14 protein-coding genes are annotated in these 14,611 nt (G+C 69.0%); 8 read left to right on the forward strand and 6 right to left on the reverse strand.

The genetic code is table 11. The features are described from left to right. The first annotated feature begins 55 nt into the window (after window positions 1-55). The 6 genes from A5705_RS14760 to A5705_RS14785 are packed head-to-tail and all read left to right on the forward strand — an operon-like array spanning window position 56 to window position 6,993. Window positions 56-877 carry an enoyl-CoA hydratase-related protein gene (locus tag A5705_RS14760; RefSeq protein ID WP_067875902.1) on the forward strand — a complete coding sequence of 274 codons (822 nt, stop codon included), beginning with the start codon at window positions 56-58 and terminating at the stop codon, window positions 875-877. Continuing rightward, entirely contained in the window at window positions 874-1,686 is an 813-nt protein-coding gene (locus A5705_RS14765; RefSeq protein WP_067875899.1) for an enoyl-CoA hydratase/isomerase family protein, read from the forward strand. Before A5705_RS14760 ends, A5705_RS14765 begins: the two co-directional genes overlap by 4 nt. Then, window positions 1,677-2,477 (forward strand): enoyl-CoA hydratase/isomerase family protein, encoded by an 801-nt coding sequence (locus A5705_RS14770; protein WP_067875896.1) that lies wholly within the window; start codon window positions 1,677-1,679, stop codon window positions 2,475-2,477. The genes A5705_RS14765 and A5705_RS14770 overlap by 10 nt, the downstream gene beginning before the upstream one ends. Next, window positions 2,477-3,940 carry a class I adenylate-forming enzyme family protein gene (locus A5705_RS14775; protein ID WP_067875893.1) on the forward strand — a complete coding sequence of 488 codons (1,464 nt, stop codon included), beginning with the start codon at window positions 2,477-2,479 and terminating at the stop codon, window positions 3,938-3,940. The genes A5705_RS14770 and A5705_RS14775 overlap by 1 nt, the downstream gene beginning before the upstream one ends. Next, complete coding sequence (locus A5705_RS14780) at window positions 3,930-5,471, forward strand: class I adenylate-forming enzyme family protein (RefSeq protein ID WP_067875890.1); 1,542 nt, start codon at window positions 3,930-3,932, stop codon at window positions 5,469-5,471. Before A5705_RS14775 ends, A5705_RS14780 begins: the two co-directional genes overlap by 11 nt. Further along, on the forward strand, window positions 5,464-6,993 hold the full coding sequence (locus A5705_RS14785) for a class I adenylate-forming enzyme family protein (protein ID WP_068278290.1): 1,530 nt from the start codon (window positions 5,464-5,466) through the stop codon (window positions 6,991-6,993). Before A5705_RS14780 ends, A5705_RS14785 begins: the two co-directional genes overlap by 8 nt. Here A5705_RS14785 and A5705_RS14790 read toward each other — a convergent pair. From A5705_RS14790 to fabG, 6 genes are all read right to left on the reverse strand, one after another. Beyond that, window positions 6,990-7,352 carry a hypothetical protein gene (locus tag A5705_RS14790; protein WP_067875884.1) on the reverse strand — a complete coding sequence of 121 codons (363 nt, stop codon included), beginning with the start codon at window positions 7,350-7,352 and terminating at the stop codon, window positions 6,990-6,992. The genes A5705_RS14785 and A5705_RS14790 overlap by 4 nt on opposite strands. Before the next feature lie 66 nt (window positions 7,353-7,418). Beyond that, window positions 7,419-8,111, reverse strand: a complete 693-nt coding sequence (locus tag A5705_RS14795) for a GntR family transcriptional regulator (RefSeq protein WP_068278292.1) — start codon at window positions 8,109-8,111, stop codon at window positions 7,419-7,421. 4 nt (window positions 8,112-8,115) lie between these two features. After that, window positions 8,116-9,309 carry an acyl-CoA dehydrogenase family protein gene (locus tag A5705_RS14800; RefSeq protein WP_068278294.1) on the reverse strand — a complete coding sequence of 398 codons (1,194 nt, stop codon included), beginning with the start codon at window positions 9,307-9,309 and terminating at the stop codon, window positions 8,116-8,118. A gap of 11 nt (window positions 9,310-9,320) precedes the next feature. Beyond that, window positions 9,321-10,511 (reverse strand): CoA transferase, encoded by a 1,191-nt coding sequence (locus tag A5705_RS14805; protein WP_068278298.1) that lies wholly within the window; start codon window positions 10,509-10,511, stop codon window positions 9,321-9,323. Then, window positions 10,508-11,725, reverse strand: coding sequence for an acetyl-CoA C-acetyltransferase (locus tag A5705_RS14810; RefSeq protein ID WP_068278300.1), 1,218 nt, complete (start codon window positions 11,723-11,725; stop codon window positions 10,508-10,510). Before A5705_RS14810 ends, A5705_RS14805 begins: the two co-directional genes overlap by 4 nt. Window positions 11,726-11,739: 14 nt before the next feature. Further along, the gene (gene fabG, locus A5705_RS14815) at window positions 11,740-12,513 is read right to left on the reverse strand and encodes a 3-oxoacyl-ACP reductase FabG (protein ID WP_156738294.1); all 774 of its coding nucleotides are present in this window, start codon (window positions 12,511-12,513) and stop codon (window positions 11,740-11,742) included. Window positions 12,514-12,612: 99 nt separating this feature from the next. Here fabG and A5705_RS14820 point away from each other — a divergent pair, with 99 nt between their 5' ends. Together A5705_RS14820 and A5705_RS14825 are read left to right on the forward strand one after the other, a co-directional pair. Further along, window positions 12,613-13,785 carry an acyl-CoA dehydrogenase family protein gene (locus tag A5705_RS14820; RefSeq protein WP_068278302.1) on the forward strand — a complete coding sequence of 391 codons (1,173 nt, stop codon included), beginning with the start codon at window positions 12,613-12,615 and terminating at the stop codon, window positions 13,783-13,785. Further along, the gene (locus A5705_RS14825; RefSeq protein WP_068278304.1) at window positions 13,782-14,603 is read left to right on the forward strand and encodes a mycofactocin-coupled SDR family oxidoreductase; all 822 of its coding nucleotides are present in this window, start codon (window positions 13,782-13,784) and stop codon (window positions 14,601-14,603) included. Before A5705_RS14820 ends, A5705_RS14825 begins: the two co-directional genes overlap by 4 nt. The last annotated feature ends 8 nt before the right edge of the window (window positions 14,604-14,611 follow it).

Here is a 14,611-nt window from a genome sequence, read left to right on the forward strand (position 1 = left end):
ATCGTATTGCCTACTGTATGGGTAACCGTATCGGCGGGGAAAGGCCGGGTACACGGTGGATCACGAGGCCGATACGGCCGGCGCCGACGGTTCGGTGACGGCGTGCCGCGAGGGCGCGGTCTTGCGGGTCACCCTCGACCGTCCCGCCCGGCGTAACGCGTTGACCCACTTGATGATCGAGGCTTTGGTCGACGCGCTGACGAATGCCGCCGCCGACGACTCGCTGCGCGCGATTCACATCGGTGGCGCCGGGGACGACTTCTGCGCCGGCGCCGACTGGGTGGCCGCCAACGATCCCCGCGGTCAGCGCCCGCGCGCCGGCGATCTGGTGCGCCGGATCCCGCACGCCGCCCACCGCGTGATCGAACTCGTCGCGAGCATCCAGCTGCCGGTGGTCTGCAGCGTGCGGGGCTGGGCGGTGGGCTTCGGCTGCAACCTCGCGCTGGCCGCCGACTTCGCCGTCGCCGCCGACGACGCGGTGTTCTGGGAACCGTTCGTGGAACGCGGCTTCAGCCCCGATTCGGGGTCCACGTGGCTGCTGCCCCGACTGGTCGGTGTGGCGCGGGCCAGGCGGATGCTGCTGCTCGGCGAGAAGGTCGGCGCGGCCGATGCGGCGGACTGGGGCCTGATCCACCAAGCGGTGAGCGGGGCCGAACTCGACGCTGCGGCCGACACGCTGCTGGAGCGCCTGGCCGGCGGGCCGACCGCCGCGATCGGGCTGGCCAAGCAGGCGCTGAGCTTCGGCCAGCACGCGACACTGGCCCAATCCATGACGCAGGAGCTGTTCAATCTGGAACTGTCCTGCCGGACAAGCGATTTCAAAGAGGGACTGCAAGCCTTTCAGCAACGACGTGCACCGAAGTTCGAGGGCCGATGAACATGCCGACGTTCGACACCATCACGTACGAGGTCGATGGGCATACCGCCACCCTCACACTGAACCGCCCGGAGGCCCTCAACGCGCTCAGCCCGCACATGATCACCGAACTGCGCGCCGCCTACGACGAGGCCGAGAACGACGACAACGTGTGGCTGCTCATCGTCACCGGCACCGGCCGCGCGTTCTGCACGGGCGCCGACGTCAAAGAGATCCCCGAAGACGGCAAGGTGATCTACGAGCGGCCGTACCTCTCGACGTATGACCAGTGGGAGGCCCCACAGGAGGGCACTCCCCCGTTTCGCACCATGGCCAAACCCGTGCTGACCGCCGTCAACGGTCTGTGCTGCGGCGCCGGCATGGATTGGGTCACCACGACGGATATCGTCATCGCATCCGAGCAGGCGACCTTTTTCGATCCGCACGTCAGCATCGGGCTGGTGGCCGGTCGCGAACTGGTGCGGATATCCAGGGTGTTGCCCCGCTCGATCGCCCTGCGGATGGCCCTGATGGGCAGGCACGAGCGGATGAGCGCGCAACGCGCCTACGATCTCGGGCTGATCAGCGAAATCGTCGAGCACGACCGACTGCTGGAGCGGGCCCGCGAGATCGCCGACATCGTCAATTCCAATGCGCCGCTGGCGGTCCGGGGCACCAGGCTGGCCATTCTCAAGGGCCTGAACGTGCCGCTGCACGAGGCGGAGATACTCGCCGAAACCTTCCGCGAACGCGTGCTGCGGACGGAGGACGCCCAGGAAGGCCCCAGGGCCTTTGTCGAGAAACGTCAACCCAATTGGAAATGCCGGTGACGGCACCGCGGTTCGAAACCATCCTGCTCGACGTCGACGCGGGCGACCACGTCGCCACCATCACGCTCAATCGGCCCGAGCAGCTCAACGCGTTCAACCGCACCATGTGCGAGGAGATGGCCCGCGCCTGGCGCACCGTCAAACTCGACGAGTCGGTGCACGCGGTGGTGCTGAGGGCTGCCGGCGACCGGGCGTTCAGCGCCGGACTCGACATCAAGACGCCGTACGGCCAACCCGACAACGTCTGGAATCACGAGGATCCGGGCGAGGCGCTCAGCCCCAAGTGGCAGAAGATGTGGAAGCCCGTGGTGTGCGCCGTCCAGGGCATGTGCACCGCGGGGGCCTTCTACTTCATCAACGAATCGGACGTGGTCATCTGCTCCGAGGGCGCAACGTTTTTCGACTCCCACGTCTCGGCCGGCCTGGTGTGCGCGCTGGAACCCATCGGCCTGATGCGGCGCATCGGCCTGGGCGAGACGTTGCGGATCGCGTTGATGGGCAACGACGAGCGGGTGGGCGCCGACACCGCGCTGCGCATCGGGTTGGTGACGGAGGTGGTCCCCGCCGACCAGCTGTGGCACCGCGCCCACCAGATCGCCGCGACGATCGCCGCCAAGCCGCCGTCGGCCACCCAGGGCACCGTGAAGGCGATCTGGGAATCGCTGGACAAGCCCTACCGCGCCGCCATGGAACAGGGGCTCATCTACACGCGGCTGGGCAACCCGCTTGGCACCGCCGAACTGGCCGCAAGGCACGGCGAGGCCGGCGCGCGCGAGCCGAAGATCCGCTGATGCATCCGCTGAGTCGGCGCATCGCCGACGTGCTCGATCTGCGTCCCGACGCGCACGCGATCGAGTATGAGGGCCAATGGTTCTCGTGGCGGCGGGTGGGCGACGCGGCGCGCAGCATCGCGCCCCTCGCCGGTGCAAGCGCGGGCGTCGGGATGCTGCTGCGCAACCGGCCCGGCCAGGTGGCGGCCTTCCTCGGGGTGCTGCTGGGCGGCGGGACGGTCGTGGCGATCAACCCCGCCCGCGGCGACGAGCGCACCCGCGCCGACATCGCCGCCCTGCGGCTGCCGCTGATCATCGGCGAGGCCGACGATCTGGCAGCGCTGGTTCCACCGGGAACCGCGACGCTGGCGATTTCGGCTGCTCTGGAAAACGCCTCGGCCCGCCCTGCCGAAGCACCCAGCGCGGAGCACGGCGTGGCGGTGCGCATGCTGACCAGCGGAACGACCGGACCGCCCAAACGGATCGACCTCAGCTACGACATGCTGGCGCGCAGCGTGATGGGCGCCGACCCCGTCGCCACGCCGGCGCCGACAGAGCCGCGCCGCGGCGTCGCGATCGTCAACTCGCCGCTGGTGCACATCGGCGGCGTCTTCCGCGTCCTACAGTGCGTCGCCGAGGCCAGACCCTTTGTGCTGCTGGAACGATTCGAGCTCGAGGCCTGGGCCGAGGCGGTGCGCCGGCACCGGCCCCGCACCGTGTCGCTCGTGCCGGCCGCGCTGCGAACGGTGCTGCACTCCAATCTCACGCGGGCCGACCTGGACAGCATCCGCGCCGTCACGTGCGGCACGGCCCCGCTTTCGGCCGACGACGCCGACGCCTTCACCGACAAGTACGGCATCCCGGTGCTGACGTCATATGCCGCAACGGAATTCGGCGGCGGCGTCGCCGGCTGGACCCTCGCCGACCACCGGCAGTACTGGCACGCCAAGCGCGGCAGCGTGGGCCGGGCCAACCCGGGCGCGCAGCTTCGGGTGGTCGACGACGAGGGGGCGACCCTCGCGCCGGACCGGGTCGGTCTGCTGGAGGTCAAGCCGGGGCAACTGGGCCCGGCGGCGGATTGGATGCGGACGACGGATCTGGCGCGCATCGACGCCGACGGCTTCCTCTGGATCGTCGGGCGGGCCGACCAGGCCATCATCCGCGGCGGGTTCAAGGTGATGCCCGACGAGGTGCGCATCGCGCTGGAGGGCCACCCCGCGGTAGTGGGCGCAGCCGTCGTCGGGCGGCCCGATCGACGCCTCGGTGAGACCCCGGTCGCGATGGTGCAGCTGCGCGACTCGGCCGATACCGACGCGTTGCTGGATTATCTGCGGACCCGACTGGCCCGTTACGAAATCCCCACCGAGATCGCGATCGTCGACGCCATCCCGCGGACTCCTTCGGGCAAGCCCGATCTCGCGGCGGTCAGGCTCTTTTTCGGCGGCTCCTCGGAGGTCACAGCCCGGCGCGACCATGCCGGGTGACTCGCTGACGGTCGCGGAAACCCTGCGGCGCCAAGCCCGCTCGCGCGGCGCCCACCCCCTGCTGGTCTGCGACGACGAGCGCATCAGCTACGCCGAGGCGGACCGCCGTTCCGCCGAGCTGGCCCGCGGGCTGATCGCGCGCGGGGCGGGCAAGGGCACCCACGTGGGACTGCTCTACCCGAACGGCGCCGAGTTCGTCGTCGGCATGCTGGCGGCGGCGCGGATCGGCGCGGTCGTGGTCCCGTTCTCCACGTTCGCCACCGCCCGGGAGCTGCGCGAGCAGCTGGTCGACAGCGACACCGAAATCCTGTTGGCCACGCCGTCGTTTCGCTCCCACGACTACCTGCGACGACTGGCCGAAGTGCTCGCGCATGCCGACCTGGACTCCGACGACCGGCTGTTCGTCCCCGCCACGCCGCAACTGCGCCACGTCGTGCTCCATCCCGAACGGGCGCACCGGCTCGCGGGCGACGTCGACCCCGCACTGCTGGCGGCGATGGAGAACGACGTCGACGGCTGCGATCTGCTGGCCATCGTGTACACGTCCGGCTCCACCAGCGCCCCGAAGGGGGTCATGCACACGCACGCCGGCCTGCTCGGACATCAGCGCAACCTCAACGACATCCGCGGTCTGACGGCGGCGGACCGGCTGTTCTGCAATTCGCCATTCTTCTGGATCGGCGGATTCGCGTTCGGCCTGCTCGCCACGCTGGTCGCCGGGTCGACGCTGGTGTGCTCCAATGCCACCGATGCCGGTGAGACGCTCGACCTGCTGGAGGCCGAAAAGCCCACAATCACCAATGGTTTCGCGGCCGGGATCGCCCACCTGGCGGAGCACCCGAGCTTTCCCCGGCGCGATCTGTCGTCGATGCGCCGCGGCAACCTCTACCCGATCATGGCGCCCGGAGCGCGACCGGCCGACCCGGAGCTGCGGCACAACATGCTGGGGCTGACCGAGGCCGGGAGCGTCGTGTTGATCAGCGGTGACGAATCCGACCAGCCCGAGGTGCGACGCGGATCCTTCGGCAAGCCGGCGCCCGGATTCGACACCATGATTGTGGAGCCGGATGCGTCGGGTGTTGGTGGGCTGTGCATCCGCGGGCCGTATGTGATGCAGGGCTATTGCAAGCGCAGCCGCGAGGAGTGCTTCGACGCCGACGGCTGGTTCCACACCGGCGATCTGGTGCGCGCCGACGCCGACGGGTTCTTCTATTTCGTCGGCAGGATCAGCGGAATGATCAAGACGGCGGGTGCCAATGTCTCGGCGGCCGAGGTGGAGAAGGCGATCGCGAAGGTCACCGGCGCGGAGGCTCACGTCATGGGCATTCCCGACGCGCAACGTGGAGAGCTGGTTGTTGCCGTGGTTGCGCAGCCGGACCTTGACGAGGTCGCGCTGCGGGAGCGTCTCAAGGAGGAGTTGTCTTCGTACAAGATTCCCAAGCGATTCGTCGCACTGGCGCCGGCGGAGGTTCCCCTGCTGTCCAGTGGCAAGGTCGACGCGAAGCGGTTGAGAAAGCTGTTCGATGACTGAGGCCATCATCGACCGACTCGTGCGGTCCCGCGCCGCGCGGCACGGCGCCAAGCCGATGGTGATCGACCCGTCGGCGCGGATCAGCTATCGCGAACTCGACGCAACCACAAGCGAATTAGCCGCAGTCTTGGTCGAAGCCGGCGTCGGCAAGGGCACCCGCGTCGGCCTGATCATGCCGAACGGCGCCCGCTGGGTACAGGTGGCGATCGCCGTGGCCCGCATTGGCGCCGTGCTGGTCCCGTTGAGCACCCTGCTGCGGCCCGGCGAACTCGTCGCGCAGCTGCGGACGGCGTCGGTGCAGTTCTTGCTGAGCGTGGAGGAGTTCCGCGGCCACCGCTACCTGGATGACCTGCAAGCCGTGCCGCCCCTCGAGCTCCCCGCCTTGCGCGGGGTTTGGCCGGCCGAGAACCTGGCGCGCGCCGCCGCCGGCCCGGCCCGGCGGATTGTCGACGCACTCACCGAAACAGTCACGGCTGCAGACCCGTTGGTCGTCATGTTCACCTCCGGCAGCAGTGGGACGCCCAAGGGCGTCATCCACTCCCACGGCAGCGCGCTGGGCGCGGTGCGAGCGGGCCTTGCGGCGCGCTGCATCACGTCCGACACCCGCTTGTATCTGCCGATGCCGTTCTTCTGGGTAGGCGGCTTCGGCAGCGGGATCCTGTCCACGCTGCTGGCCGGTGCCACCCTGGTGACCGAGCAGATTCCGCGACCAGAGACGACCCTGCGGCTGCTGGAAGCCGAGCGGGTCACGCTGTTTCGCGGGTGGCCGGATCAGGCCGAGGCGCTGGCGCGGCACGCCGGCACGGTGGGCGCCGACCTGTCGGCGCTGCGACCGGGCAGCCTGGAGGCCCTGCTGCCCCCCGACCGGCGGGCCCAACCGGGCGCCCGGGCCACGCTGTTCGGCATGACGGAGGCGTTCGGTCCGTACTGCGGGTACGCCGCCGACACCGACATGCCGGCGTCGGCGTGGGGCAGCTGCGGGAAACCGTTCCCCGGCATGGAAGTCCGCATCGTCGACACCGATGGCGGAGGGCCGGTGCCGCCGGGATCCGTTGGCGAGATCCAGATCCGCGGACCCCACACGCTGCGCGGCATCTGCCGTCGCGGCCGCGAGGAGCTGTTCACCCCGGACGGCTTCTACCCCACTGGCGACCTCGCCCATCTCGACGACGACGGGTTCCTGTTCTACCACGGCCGCTCCGACGACATGTTCAAGGTCAGCGGCGCCACCGTCTACCCCGGCGAGGTGGAGCGGGCGCTGCGCGCCATCGAGGGCGTCCACAACGCCCACGTCACCAATCTGCCCGGCACCCAAGGCGAACGGGTTGGAGCGGCGGTGGTATGCGATAGCGACTTGACCGCCGACCAGCTGCGTGGCGCGGCCCGAGAGTTGCTGAGCGTCTTCAAGGTTCCGACGGTCTGGGTATTGCTGGAATCCGACGATGACGTACCGCGCGGCGCCACCGGCAAGGTCGACACCCGGCGGCTGCGCGAGATGTTGATCGAAGCGAATCCGCCCTAGGGGACCCGCGTCCAGGGCTGGCAGTTCTGCGACTCGAACGCCTTGACCGACGTGTTGATGTTCGCGTACATCGGACCGACGGACATGTTCGTCTGGAGTACGTGGTCCTTGTTCGCGTCCGGCGTGCTGTAGGTGAACCATGCGCACATGGAGTCCTGGGTCGGCACGTTGTTGATCCAAACCCCAAACGCCGACGCGGAACCGGCCGTGTGGTACAGGCCCGGCGCGATGTCAGGCCCGACGACGAAGACACCGTTGCCGGGGATCGGGTCCAGCAGGTCTGCGCTGGCCGGCGGCGCGAGGGCGATCACCACGACGGATGCAACGAAGACGGCCGCTGCGCGAATCTTTCGGGGCACTGTTCCTCGCTCTATGTCATTGCCCCCTCAGAGGGCAGCCTATGCCCAGGTGCGCCTCGGCAACAACTAGTTCGGCGCCGGACGGGTCCCGTCGACGACCACGCCCCGCGCGGTCAGGTGCGCGATCAGGGGAACCGCGCCGGCGGCGAGGTGCTGTGACATCGCCGCGCGCGCGAGCTCCTCGTCGTGCTTATTGAGCGCGGACAGGATCCGCCGATGATCCTTCATCGACTGTTCCGGCCAGCCCTCGATGGCGGGAAACACCGATTCCGGTGCGTAACGGGTGATCTGCGACATGAGCTGCGCGAGTTTGGGCGAGTCCGCGGCGACGTTGACGGCCCGGTGGAACTCGTGATTGAGCCGGACGGTCCGCTCGTCATCGGCGCCGGCATAGGCTTCCTCGAGTTCGGCCTGGATCTGCTTGAGTTCGCGCAGCTGGTCGTCCGTGATGTTGACCGCGGCGCGCGCGGCCAATTCCCCACCGACGTAACCCTGCACGTTCGCGACGTCGGCGACGTCGCGTCCCGTGACCGGCAACACCACGAACCCGCGGTGCGGCTGCTGGGCGATCAGGCCCTCGGCCCGCAGCGCGAACAGCGCCTCACGCACGGGCGTGACGCTGATTCCCAGTTCCGCGGCCAGTTGATCCAGCCGGACGTAGGACCCCGCGGCGTAGACGCCGTCGAATATCCTCGTACGGATCAGGCGCGCGACGTCGTCGGAAAGTTGGGTGCGCGCGGCGAAATCCGGAACGGTCATCGCGTCACACCTGATACTCGGCGAGCAGTCGCTTGCTGATGATCGACTTCTGGATTTCGCTGGTCCCCTCGCCGATGAGCAGGAAGGGGGCGTCGCGCATCAGCCGCTCGATCTCGTACTCCTTGGAGTAGCCATAGCCGCCGTGGATCCGGAAGCTCTGCTGCGTGACCTCCGAACAGTATTCGCTGGCAAGATATTTGGCCATGCCGGCGGCGACGTCGTTGCGCTCGCCGGAATCCTTCAGCCGCGCCGCATTCACCATCATGAGATGCGCCGCTTCCACTTTGGTCGCCATCTCGGCCAGCTGGAACGCGATGGCCTGGTGCTCGGCGATCGGCTTGCCGAAAGTCTGCCGCTGCTGGGCATACCGCACGGCGAGCTCGAAGGCCCGGATGCCGATACCGCACGCCCGGGCCGAGACGTTGACCCGGCCGACCTCGATGCCGTCCATCATCTGGAAGAAGCCCTGCCCCGGTTTGCCCCCGAGGACGTCGTCGGCGCCGGCCTGGTAGCCGTCGAAGATGAGCTCGGTGGTGTCGATCCCCTTGTAGCCCAGCTTGTCGATCTTGCCGGGTATCACCAGGCCGGGCACGACTTCGCCGAAGCCCGTTGGTTTTTCGACAAGGAAGGCGGTCAGGTTGCGGTGCGGCTTGTCGGCGCCCTCGTCGGTGCGCACCAGCACGGCGACCAGCGTCGAACTGCCGCCGTTGGTCAGCCACATCTTCTGCCCGTTGATGGTGTAATTGCCGTCCGGGTTGCGCGCCGCCCGGGTCCGGATCGCGGCGACGTCCGAACCCAGCTCCGGCTCGGACATGGAGAACGCGCCGCGGACCTCGCCGGTCGCCATGCGCGGCAGGAACCGCTGCTTCTGGGCGTCCGTGCCGTGCTGGCGCAGCATGTACGCCACGATGAAATGTGTGTTGAGCACCCCCGATACGCTCATCCACCCGCGCGCCAGCTCCTCGACACACAGCGCGTACGTCAGCAGCGACTCCCCGAGCCCGCCGTATTCCTGGGGAATCATCAGCCCGAAGAGGCCCATGTCGCGCATCTGGTCGACGATGTGCTGGGGATAGGTGTCGCCACGTTCGAGTTCCGGCGCGTTGGGGATGACTTCCTTGTCGACGAATTGCCGCACCGTGGCGATGATTTCGGTCTGGAACTCGGTCAGGCCGAGGGTTTGGGCGAGCTTGGTCACGGGCGGTCCCTTCAGGCGATCGTTTTCGCGTCGGTCAAACGCGCGATGTCGGCGGTCGAAAGCCCCAGGCACCCGACGAGGACGTCGGCGGTGTCCTGTCCCAGCGCGGGCGCCGGCGCGCCGGCGGGATGGGCGCCGTCGAACGCGGCCGGCAGGCCCGCGGCGAAGTACTCCCCGACGCCAGGCTGGTGCAGCCGCGAAAACAGCGGATTGGCGGTCACTTTCGGCCCCGCCGCGACGTCGGCGAAGGTGCTGTAGCGCTCGAACAACACCGTGGTGTCCGCCAGCGCGGCGGTGATCTCGTCGGCCGAGTGGTCGGCGAACCAGGTGGCGAGCAGCCCCGACAGCGCGTCGCGGTAGCGATAACGGTCGCCCTCCGACCCGAAGTCCACGCCCAGGGCGCCCTCGAGCGCCGACACCGCCGCACCGGTCCCGGTAACGTCGACGAGATCGCGAAAGTGCCTGCGCGTCAACGTGACCACCATGAACGCGGCCCCGTCGCGGCTGTCGAAGTCCTGGCCGTACTGGCCATAGATGGCATTGCCCAACCGCTGTCGTTGCGTCCCGTTGACCTGCGGCTCGGTCAGCAGCCCGAGATTTCCCGCCGTGGCCAGCGCCACGTCCTCCAGCGCCAGGCTGACGCGTGCCCCCTCGCCCGCCCGGTCCCGGCGGCGCACGGCGGCCACGACCGCGAGGGCCGCGTACAGGCCGCAGCACACGTCCCAGGCGGGCAGCACGTGGTTGATCGGGCCGGCGTGCCCGGCCGGACCGGTGACGAGCGGGTACCCGACACCGGCGTTGACGGTGTAGTCCACCGCGGTGGAACCGTCGCCGCGCCCCAGCAGCTGGACGTGGATGACGTCGGAACGCTTGGCGGCCAGCACCTGATGGCTCAGCCAGGACAGGCCGGCGGCGTTGGTGACGACGACGCCGTCGCCCTCGACGATGAGGCGCTGTACCAGCTCCTGGCCCTCGGCCGAGCGCAGATCGATGGTGGCCGAACGCTTTCCCTTGTTCAACCCGGTCCAGTAGATCGACGCGCCGCCCGCGGCCAGCGGCCAGCGCTGGACGTCGGAGGCCCCGCCGATCGGGTCGATGCGGATCACCTGAGCGCCAAGCTGACCCAGCGTCATGCCGCACAGCGGTGCGGCGACGAAGCTCGACACCTCGACGACGGTGAGGCCGCTCAACGGGCCGGTCATGCCGAGGCGACCCGCTCGAACACCGCGGCGAGCCCCTGTCCGCCGCCGATGCACATCGTCTCCAGCCCATAGCGGGCATCGCGGCGTTCGAGTTCGCGCGCCAGCGTGGCCAGCATCCTGCCGCCGGTGGCGCCGACGGGATGGCCCAGCGAGATCCCCGACCCGTGCACGTTGGTGCGGTCGTGGTCGGCGGCGCCGAAATTCCATTCCCGCATCACCGCAAGCGCCTGCGCGGCAAAGGCTTCGTTCAGCTCGATGACGTCGATGTCGGAGAGCCGCAGGCCCGCCTTGGCGAGGGCGACCTCGGTGGCCGGCACGGGCCCGATGCCCATGACGTTGGGCGCCACGCCCGCCGACCCCCAGGACACCAGGCGGACCAACGGCGTCAGCCCGCATTCGGCCGCCTTCTCGGGCGTGGTCACCACGCACATCGACGCGGCGTCGTTCTGACCGCTGGCGTTGCCGGCGGTGACCGTCGCCTCCGGATCCTCGCCCAGCAGAACGGGTTTGAGCTTGGCCAGCGACTCCACCGAGGTGTCGGCGCGCGGGTGCTCGTCGGTGTCGATCAGCTCCTCGCCCTGGCGCGTGCTTACCGAGACCGGGATGATCTCCTCGGCCATCAGGCCGTCCTTCTGCGCGGCCACCGCGCGCTGGTGCGAGCGCACCGCCAGCTCGTCCTGCTCGAGGCGCGAAATGCCGTACTGGCGGCGCAGATTCTCGGCTGTCTCCAGCATCCCGCCCGGCACCGGGTAGTGGCGGCCGCCGGCGGTCGTGCGCCCGCGTGCGAGCCCGTCGTGCACCCGGATTCCGCTACGCGCACCGCCCCAACGCATGTCGGTGGAGTAGAACGCGACGTTGCTCATGCTTTCGCAGCCACCGGCGATGACGAGGTCGTTGTCGCCGTTGCCGACCTGCAGGCACGCCTGGATCACGGCCTGCAGGCCCGACCCACAGCGCCGATCGACCTGCATCCCGGGAACCGTCACCGGCAGTCCGGAATCCAGCGCGACGACGCGCCCGATCGCGGGCGCCTCGCTGCTGGGGTAGCAGTGCCCGAGGATGACGTCCTCGACCGCCTCGGGCGAAATCCCGGTCCGCTCCAGCAGCCCCTTGAGGGCGGCCACCCCGAGGTCCACGGCGGTCAGCGACTTGAACATTCCGCCGTAGCGGCCGATCGGCGTGCGGACGGGCTCGCAGATCACGGTTTCGCGCATTGCCAGTTCTCCGCTCAGATGTGCCGGCCGCCGGTGACCTCCATGACGGTGCCCGTCATGTAGGACGACAGATCGGAGGCCAGAAACAGGGCGACGCTGGCGACTTCGCTGGGCTCACCGGCGCGACCCATCGGGATCTCGGCCACCTTCTCGTCCCAGATGCGTTGCGGCATGGCCTCCGTCATGGCCGAACGAATCAGGCCGGGGGCGATCGCGTTGACCCGGACACCCAGGTAGGCAAGCTCTTTGGCCGCTGCCTTGGTCATCCCGACGATCCCGGCCTTCGCCGCCGAATAGTTGGTCTGGCCGATCATTCCGACCTTGCCCGACACCGACGACATGTTCACGATGGCGCCACGCTTGTTTTCCCGCATGATCGCAGCCGCCAGCCGGATGCCGTTCCACGTTCCCTTCAGGTGTACGTCGATGACCTGATCGAACTGCTCCTCGGTCATCTTGCGCATCGTCGCGTCGCGGGTGATTCCGGCGTTGTTGACCATGATGTCGAGGCCGCCGAAACGTTCGACGGCGGTCTGGATCAAGGCTTCGACATCGGCCACCTTCGTGACGTCGCAGCGCACCGCCAACGCGACATCGCTGCCGCCCAGTTCTTTCGCCGCGACTTCGGTTGCCTCCAGGTTCAGGTCACCGAGCACCACCCGCGCGCCCTCGGCGACGAATCGCTGCGCGATGGCCAAGCCGAGTCCTTGTGCGCCTCCTGTGACGACCGCCGTCTGACCGTTGAGCAACGACACCTGAATCACGCCTCCCTTTGGGTTCGCTTCCATCGCGGGGTACCCGACGGCCAAATATCATATTTCATATAGGATCGCGTCCGGCGCCGGGTGGGTAACCCGAGCGATGAGTGCCACAGAGGAGCGTCCGCCATGACCACCGCCGAAGTCCAGGAAGTGCCCGACGACGACTTCCGGGACATCCTTGCCCAGACCCGCCACTTCGTACGGACCGCCGTCGTCCCCCGCGAGCAGGAGATCCTGACCGACGACCGGGTGCCCGACGATCTGCGCGACCAGGCCAAGAAGATGGGCCTGTTCGGCTACGCGATCCCGCAGCGCTGGGGCGGCCTGGGCCTGAACCTGGTCCAAGACGTCGAGCTGGCAATGGAATTGGGCTACACCTCGCTGGCGGTGCGGTCGATGTTCGGCACCAACAACGGCATCGCCGGACAGGTCCTGGTCGGCTTCGGCACCGACGGGCAAAAGCGCCGCTGGCTGGAGTCGATGGCCTCCGGCGAGGTCGTCGCCTCGTTCGCGCTGACCGAACCCGGCGCCGGATCCAACCCGGCCGGCCTGCGGACCAAGGCCGTCCGCGACGGCGATCAGTGGGTGATCTCCGGGGAGAAGCGCTTCATCACCAACGCGCCGGTCGCCAACCTGTTCGTGGTGTTCGCGCGCACGCGCCCGGCCGACGACCAGGGCCCGGGGATCGCCGTGTTCCTGGTGCCGGCGGACGCAGCGGGCGTTCAGGTCGGCGCCAAGGACACAAAGATGGGCCAGGAGGGCGCGTGGACCGCCGACGTCGCCTTCAACGACGTCCGCGTCGGCAGCGACGCGCTGATCGGCGGCAGCGAGGACATCGGCTACCGGGCGGCGATGACCTCCCTGGCGCGTGGCCGGGTGCACATCGCCGCCCTCGCGGTCGGCGCCGCCCAGCGCGCGCTCGACGAGTCGGTGGCGTACGCCGCCACCGCGACCCAGGGCGGCACGCCGATCGGCAGCTTTCAGTTGGTGCAGGCGATGATCGCCGACCAGCAGACCGGGGTGCTTGCGGGCCGCGCACTGGTCCGCGACGCCGCGCGGCTGTGGGTCACCAATTCCGACCGCCGGGTCGCGCCGTCGGCGGCCAAGCTGTTCTGCACCGAAATGGCCGGAAAGGTCGCCGATCTCGCGGTGCAGATCCACGGCGGCAGCGGCTACATGCACGGCGTCCCGGTCGAGCGCATCTACCGCGACGTGCGCCTGCTGCGGTTATATGAGGGGACCAGCGAGATCCAGCGCCTGATCATCGGGTCGAATCTCGTCAAGGCGGCGCAGCGATGAGCGGCAGGCTCGCGGGCCGGGTGGCCTTCATCACCGGGGCGGCACGCGGCCAGGGCCGCGCGCACGCCGTTCGGATGGCCCGGGAGGGCGCCGACGTCATCGCCGTCGACCTCGCGGGCAAGCTCCCGTCGTGTGTCCCCTACGATTCGGCCACGCCCGACGACCTCGCCGAGACCGTCCGCCTCGTCGAAGGGACCGGGCGTCGAATCTTGGCCACCGCGACCGATGTTCGTGACTTCGACGCACTCCGCCGGGTGGTCGACGACGGCGTCGCCGCCCTCGGCCGCCTGGACATCATCGTCGCCAACGCCGGCATCTCGGCTCCCCAGGCCTGGAACGACATCACACCAGAGACGTTCGGCGATGTCATGGAGATCAACGTCACCGGCACCTGGAATACCGTGATGGCCGGCGCCCAAAGGATCATCGAGGGCGGCCGGGGCGGCTCGATCATCCTGATCAGTTCCGCGGCCGGCATGAAGCTGCAGCCGTTCATGGTGCACTACACCACCAGCAAGCATGCCGTCGCGGGGATGGCGCGCGCGTTCGCCGCCGAGTTGGGCAAACACTCGATCCGGGTCAACAGCGTGCATCCGGGGCCGGTGAACACCCCGATGGGTTCCGGCGACATGATCGCGGCGATGGCCAAGGCCATGGAAACCAACCCGCAGCTGACCAACATGCTCACGCCGTTCTTGCCCAACTGGGCCGCCGAGCCCGAAGAGGTCGCAGACGCCGTGTGCTGGCTGGCCAGCGACGAATCGCGCAATGTCACCGCCCCGCAGATCCCGGTGGACCAGGGCTCGACGCAGTACTGATCGACGCG

It is taken from the genome of Mycobacterium sp. E787 (assembly GCF_001668725.1).
Classification (GTDB): domain Bacteria; phylum Actinomycetota; class Actinomycetes; order Mycobacteriales; family Mycobacteriaceae; genus Mycobacterium.

Coding starts and splice junctions, on each gene's coding strand:
- A5705_RS14775 (WP_067875893.1), top strand. CDS start 2,477: ATGCATCCGCTGAGTCGGCGCATCGCCGACGTGCTCGATCTGCGTCCC.
- A5705_RS14785 (WP_068278290.1), top strand. CDS start 5,464: ATGACTGAGGCCATCATCGACCGACTCGTGCGGTCCCGCGCCGCGCGG.
- A5705_RS14820 (WP_068278302.1), top strand. CDS start 12,613: ATGACCACCGCCGAAGTCCAGGAAGTGCCCGACGACGACTTCCGGGAC.
- A5705_RS14795 (WP_068278292.1), bottom strand. CDS start 8,111: ATGACCGTTCCGGATTTCGCCGCGCGCACCCAACTTTCCGACGACGTC.
- A5705_RS14805 (WP_068278298.1), bottom strand. CDS start 10,511: ATGACCGGCCCGTTGAGCGGCCTCACCGTCGTCGAGGTGTCGAGCTTC.
- A5705_RS14780 (WP_067875890.1), top strand. CDS start 3,930: ATGCCGGGTGACTCGCTGACGGTCGCGGAAACCCTGCGGCGCCAAGCC.
- A5705_RS14825 (WP_068278304.1), top strand. CDS start 13,782: ATGAGCGGCAGGCTCGCGGGCCGGGTGGCCTTCATCACCGGGGCGGCA.
- A5705_RS14765 (WP_067875899.1), top strand. CDS start 874: ATGAACATGCCGACGTTCGACACCATCACGTACGAGGTCGATGGGCAT.
- A5705_RS14810 (WP_068278300.1), bottom strand. CDS start 11,725: ATGCGCGAAACCGTGATCTGCGAGCCCGTCCGCACGCCGATCGGCCGC.
- A5705_RS14770 (WP_067875896.1), top strand. CDS start 1,677: ATGCCGGTGACGGCACCGCGGTTCGAAACCATCCTGCTCGACGTCGAC.
- fabG (WP_156738294.1), bottom strand. CDS start 12,513: ATGGAAGCGAACCCAAAGGGAGGCGTGATTCAGGTGTCGTTGCTCAAC.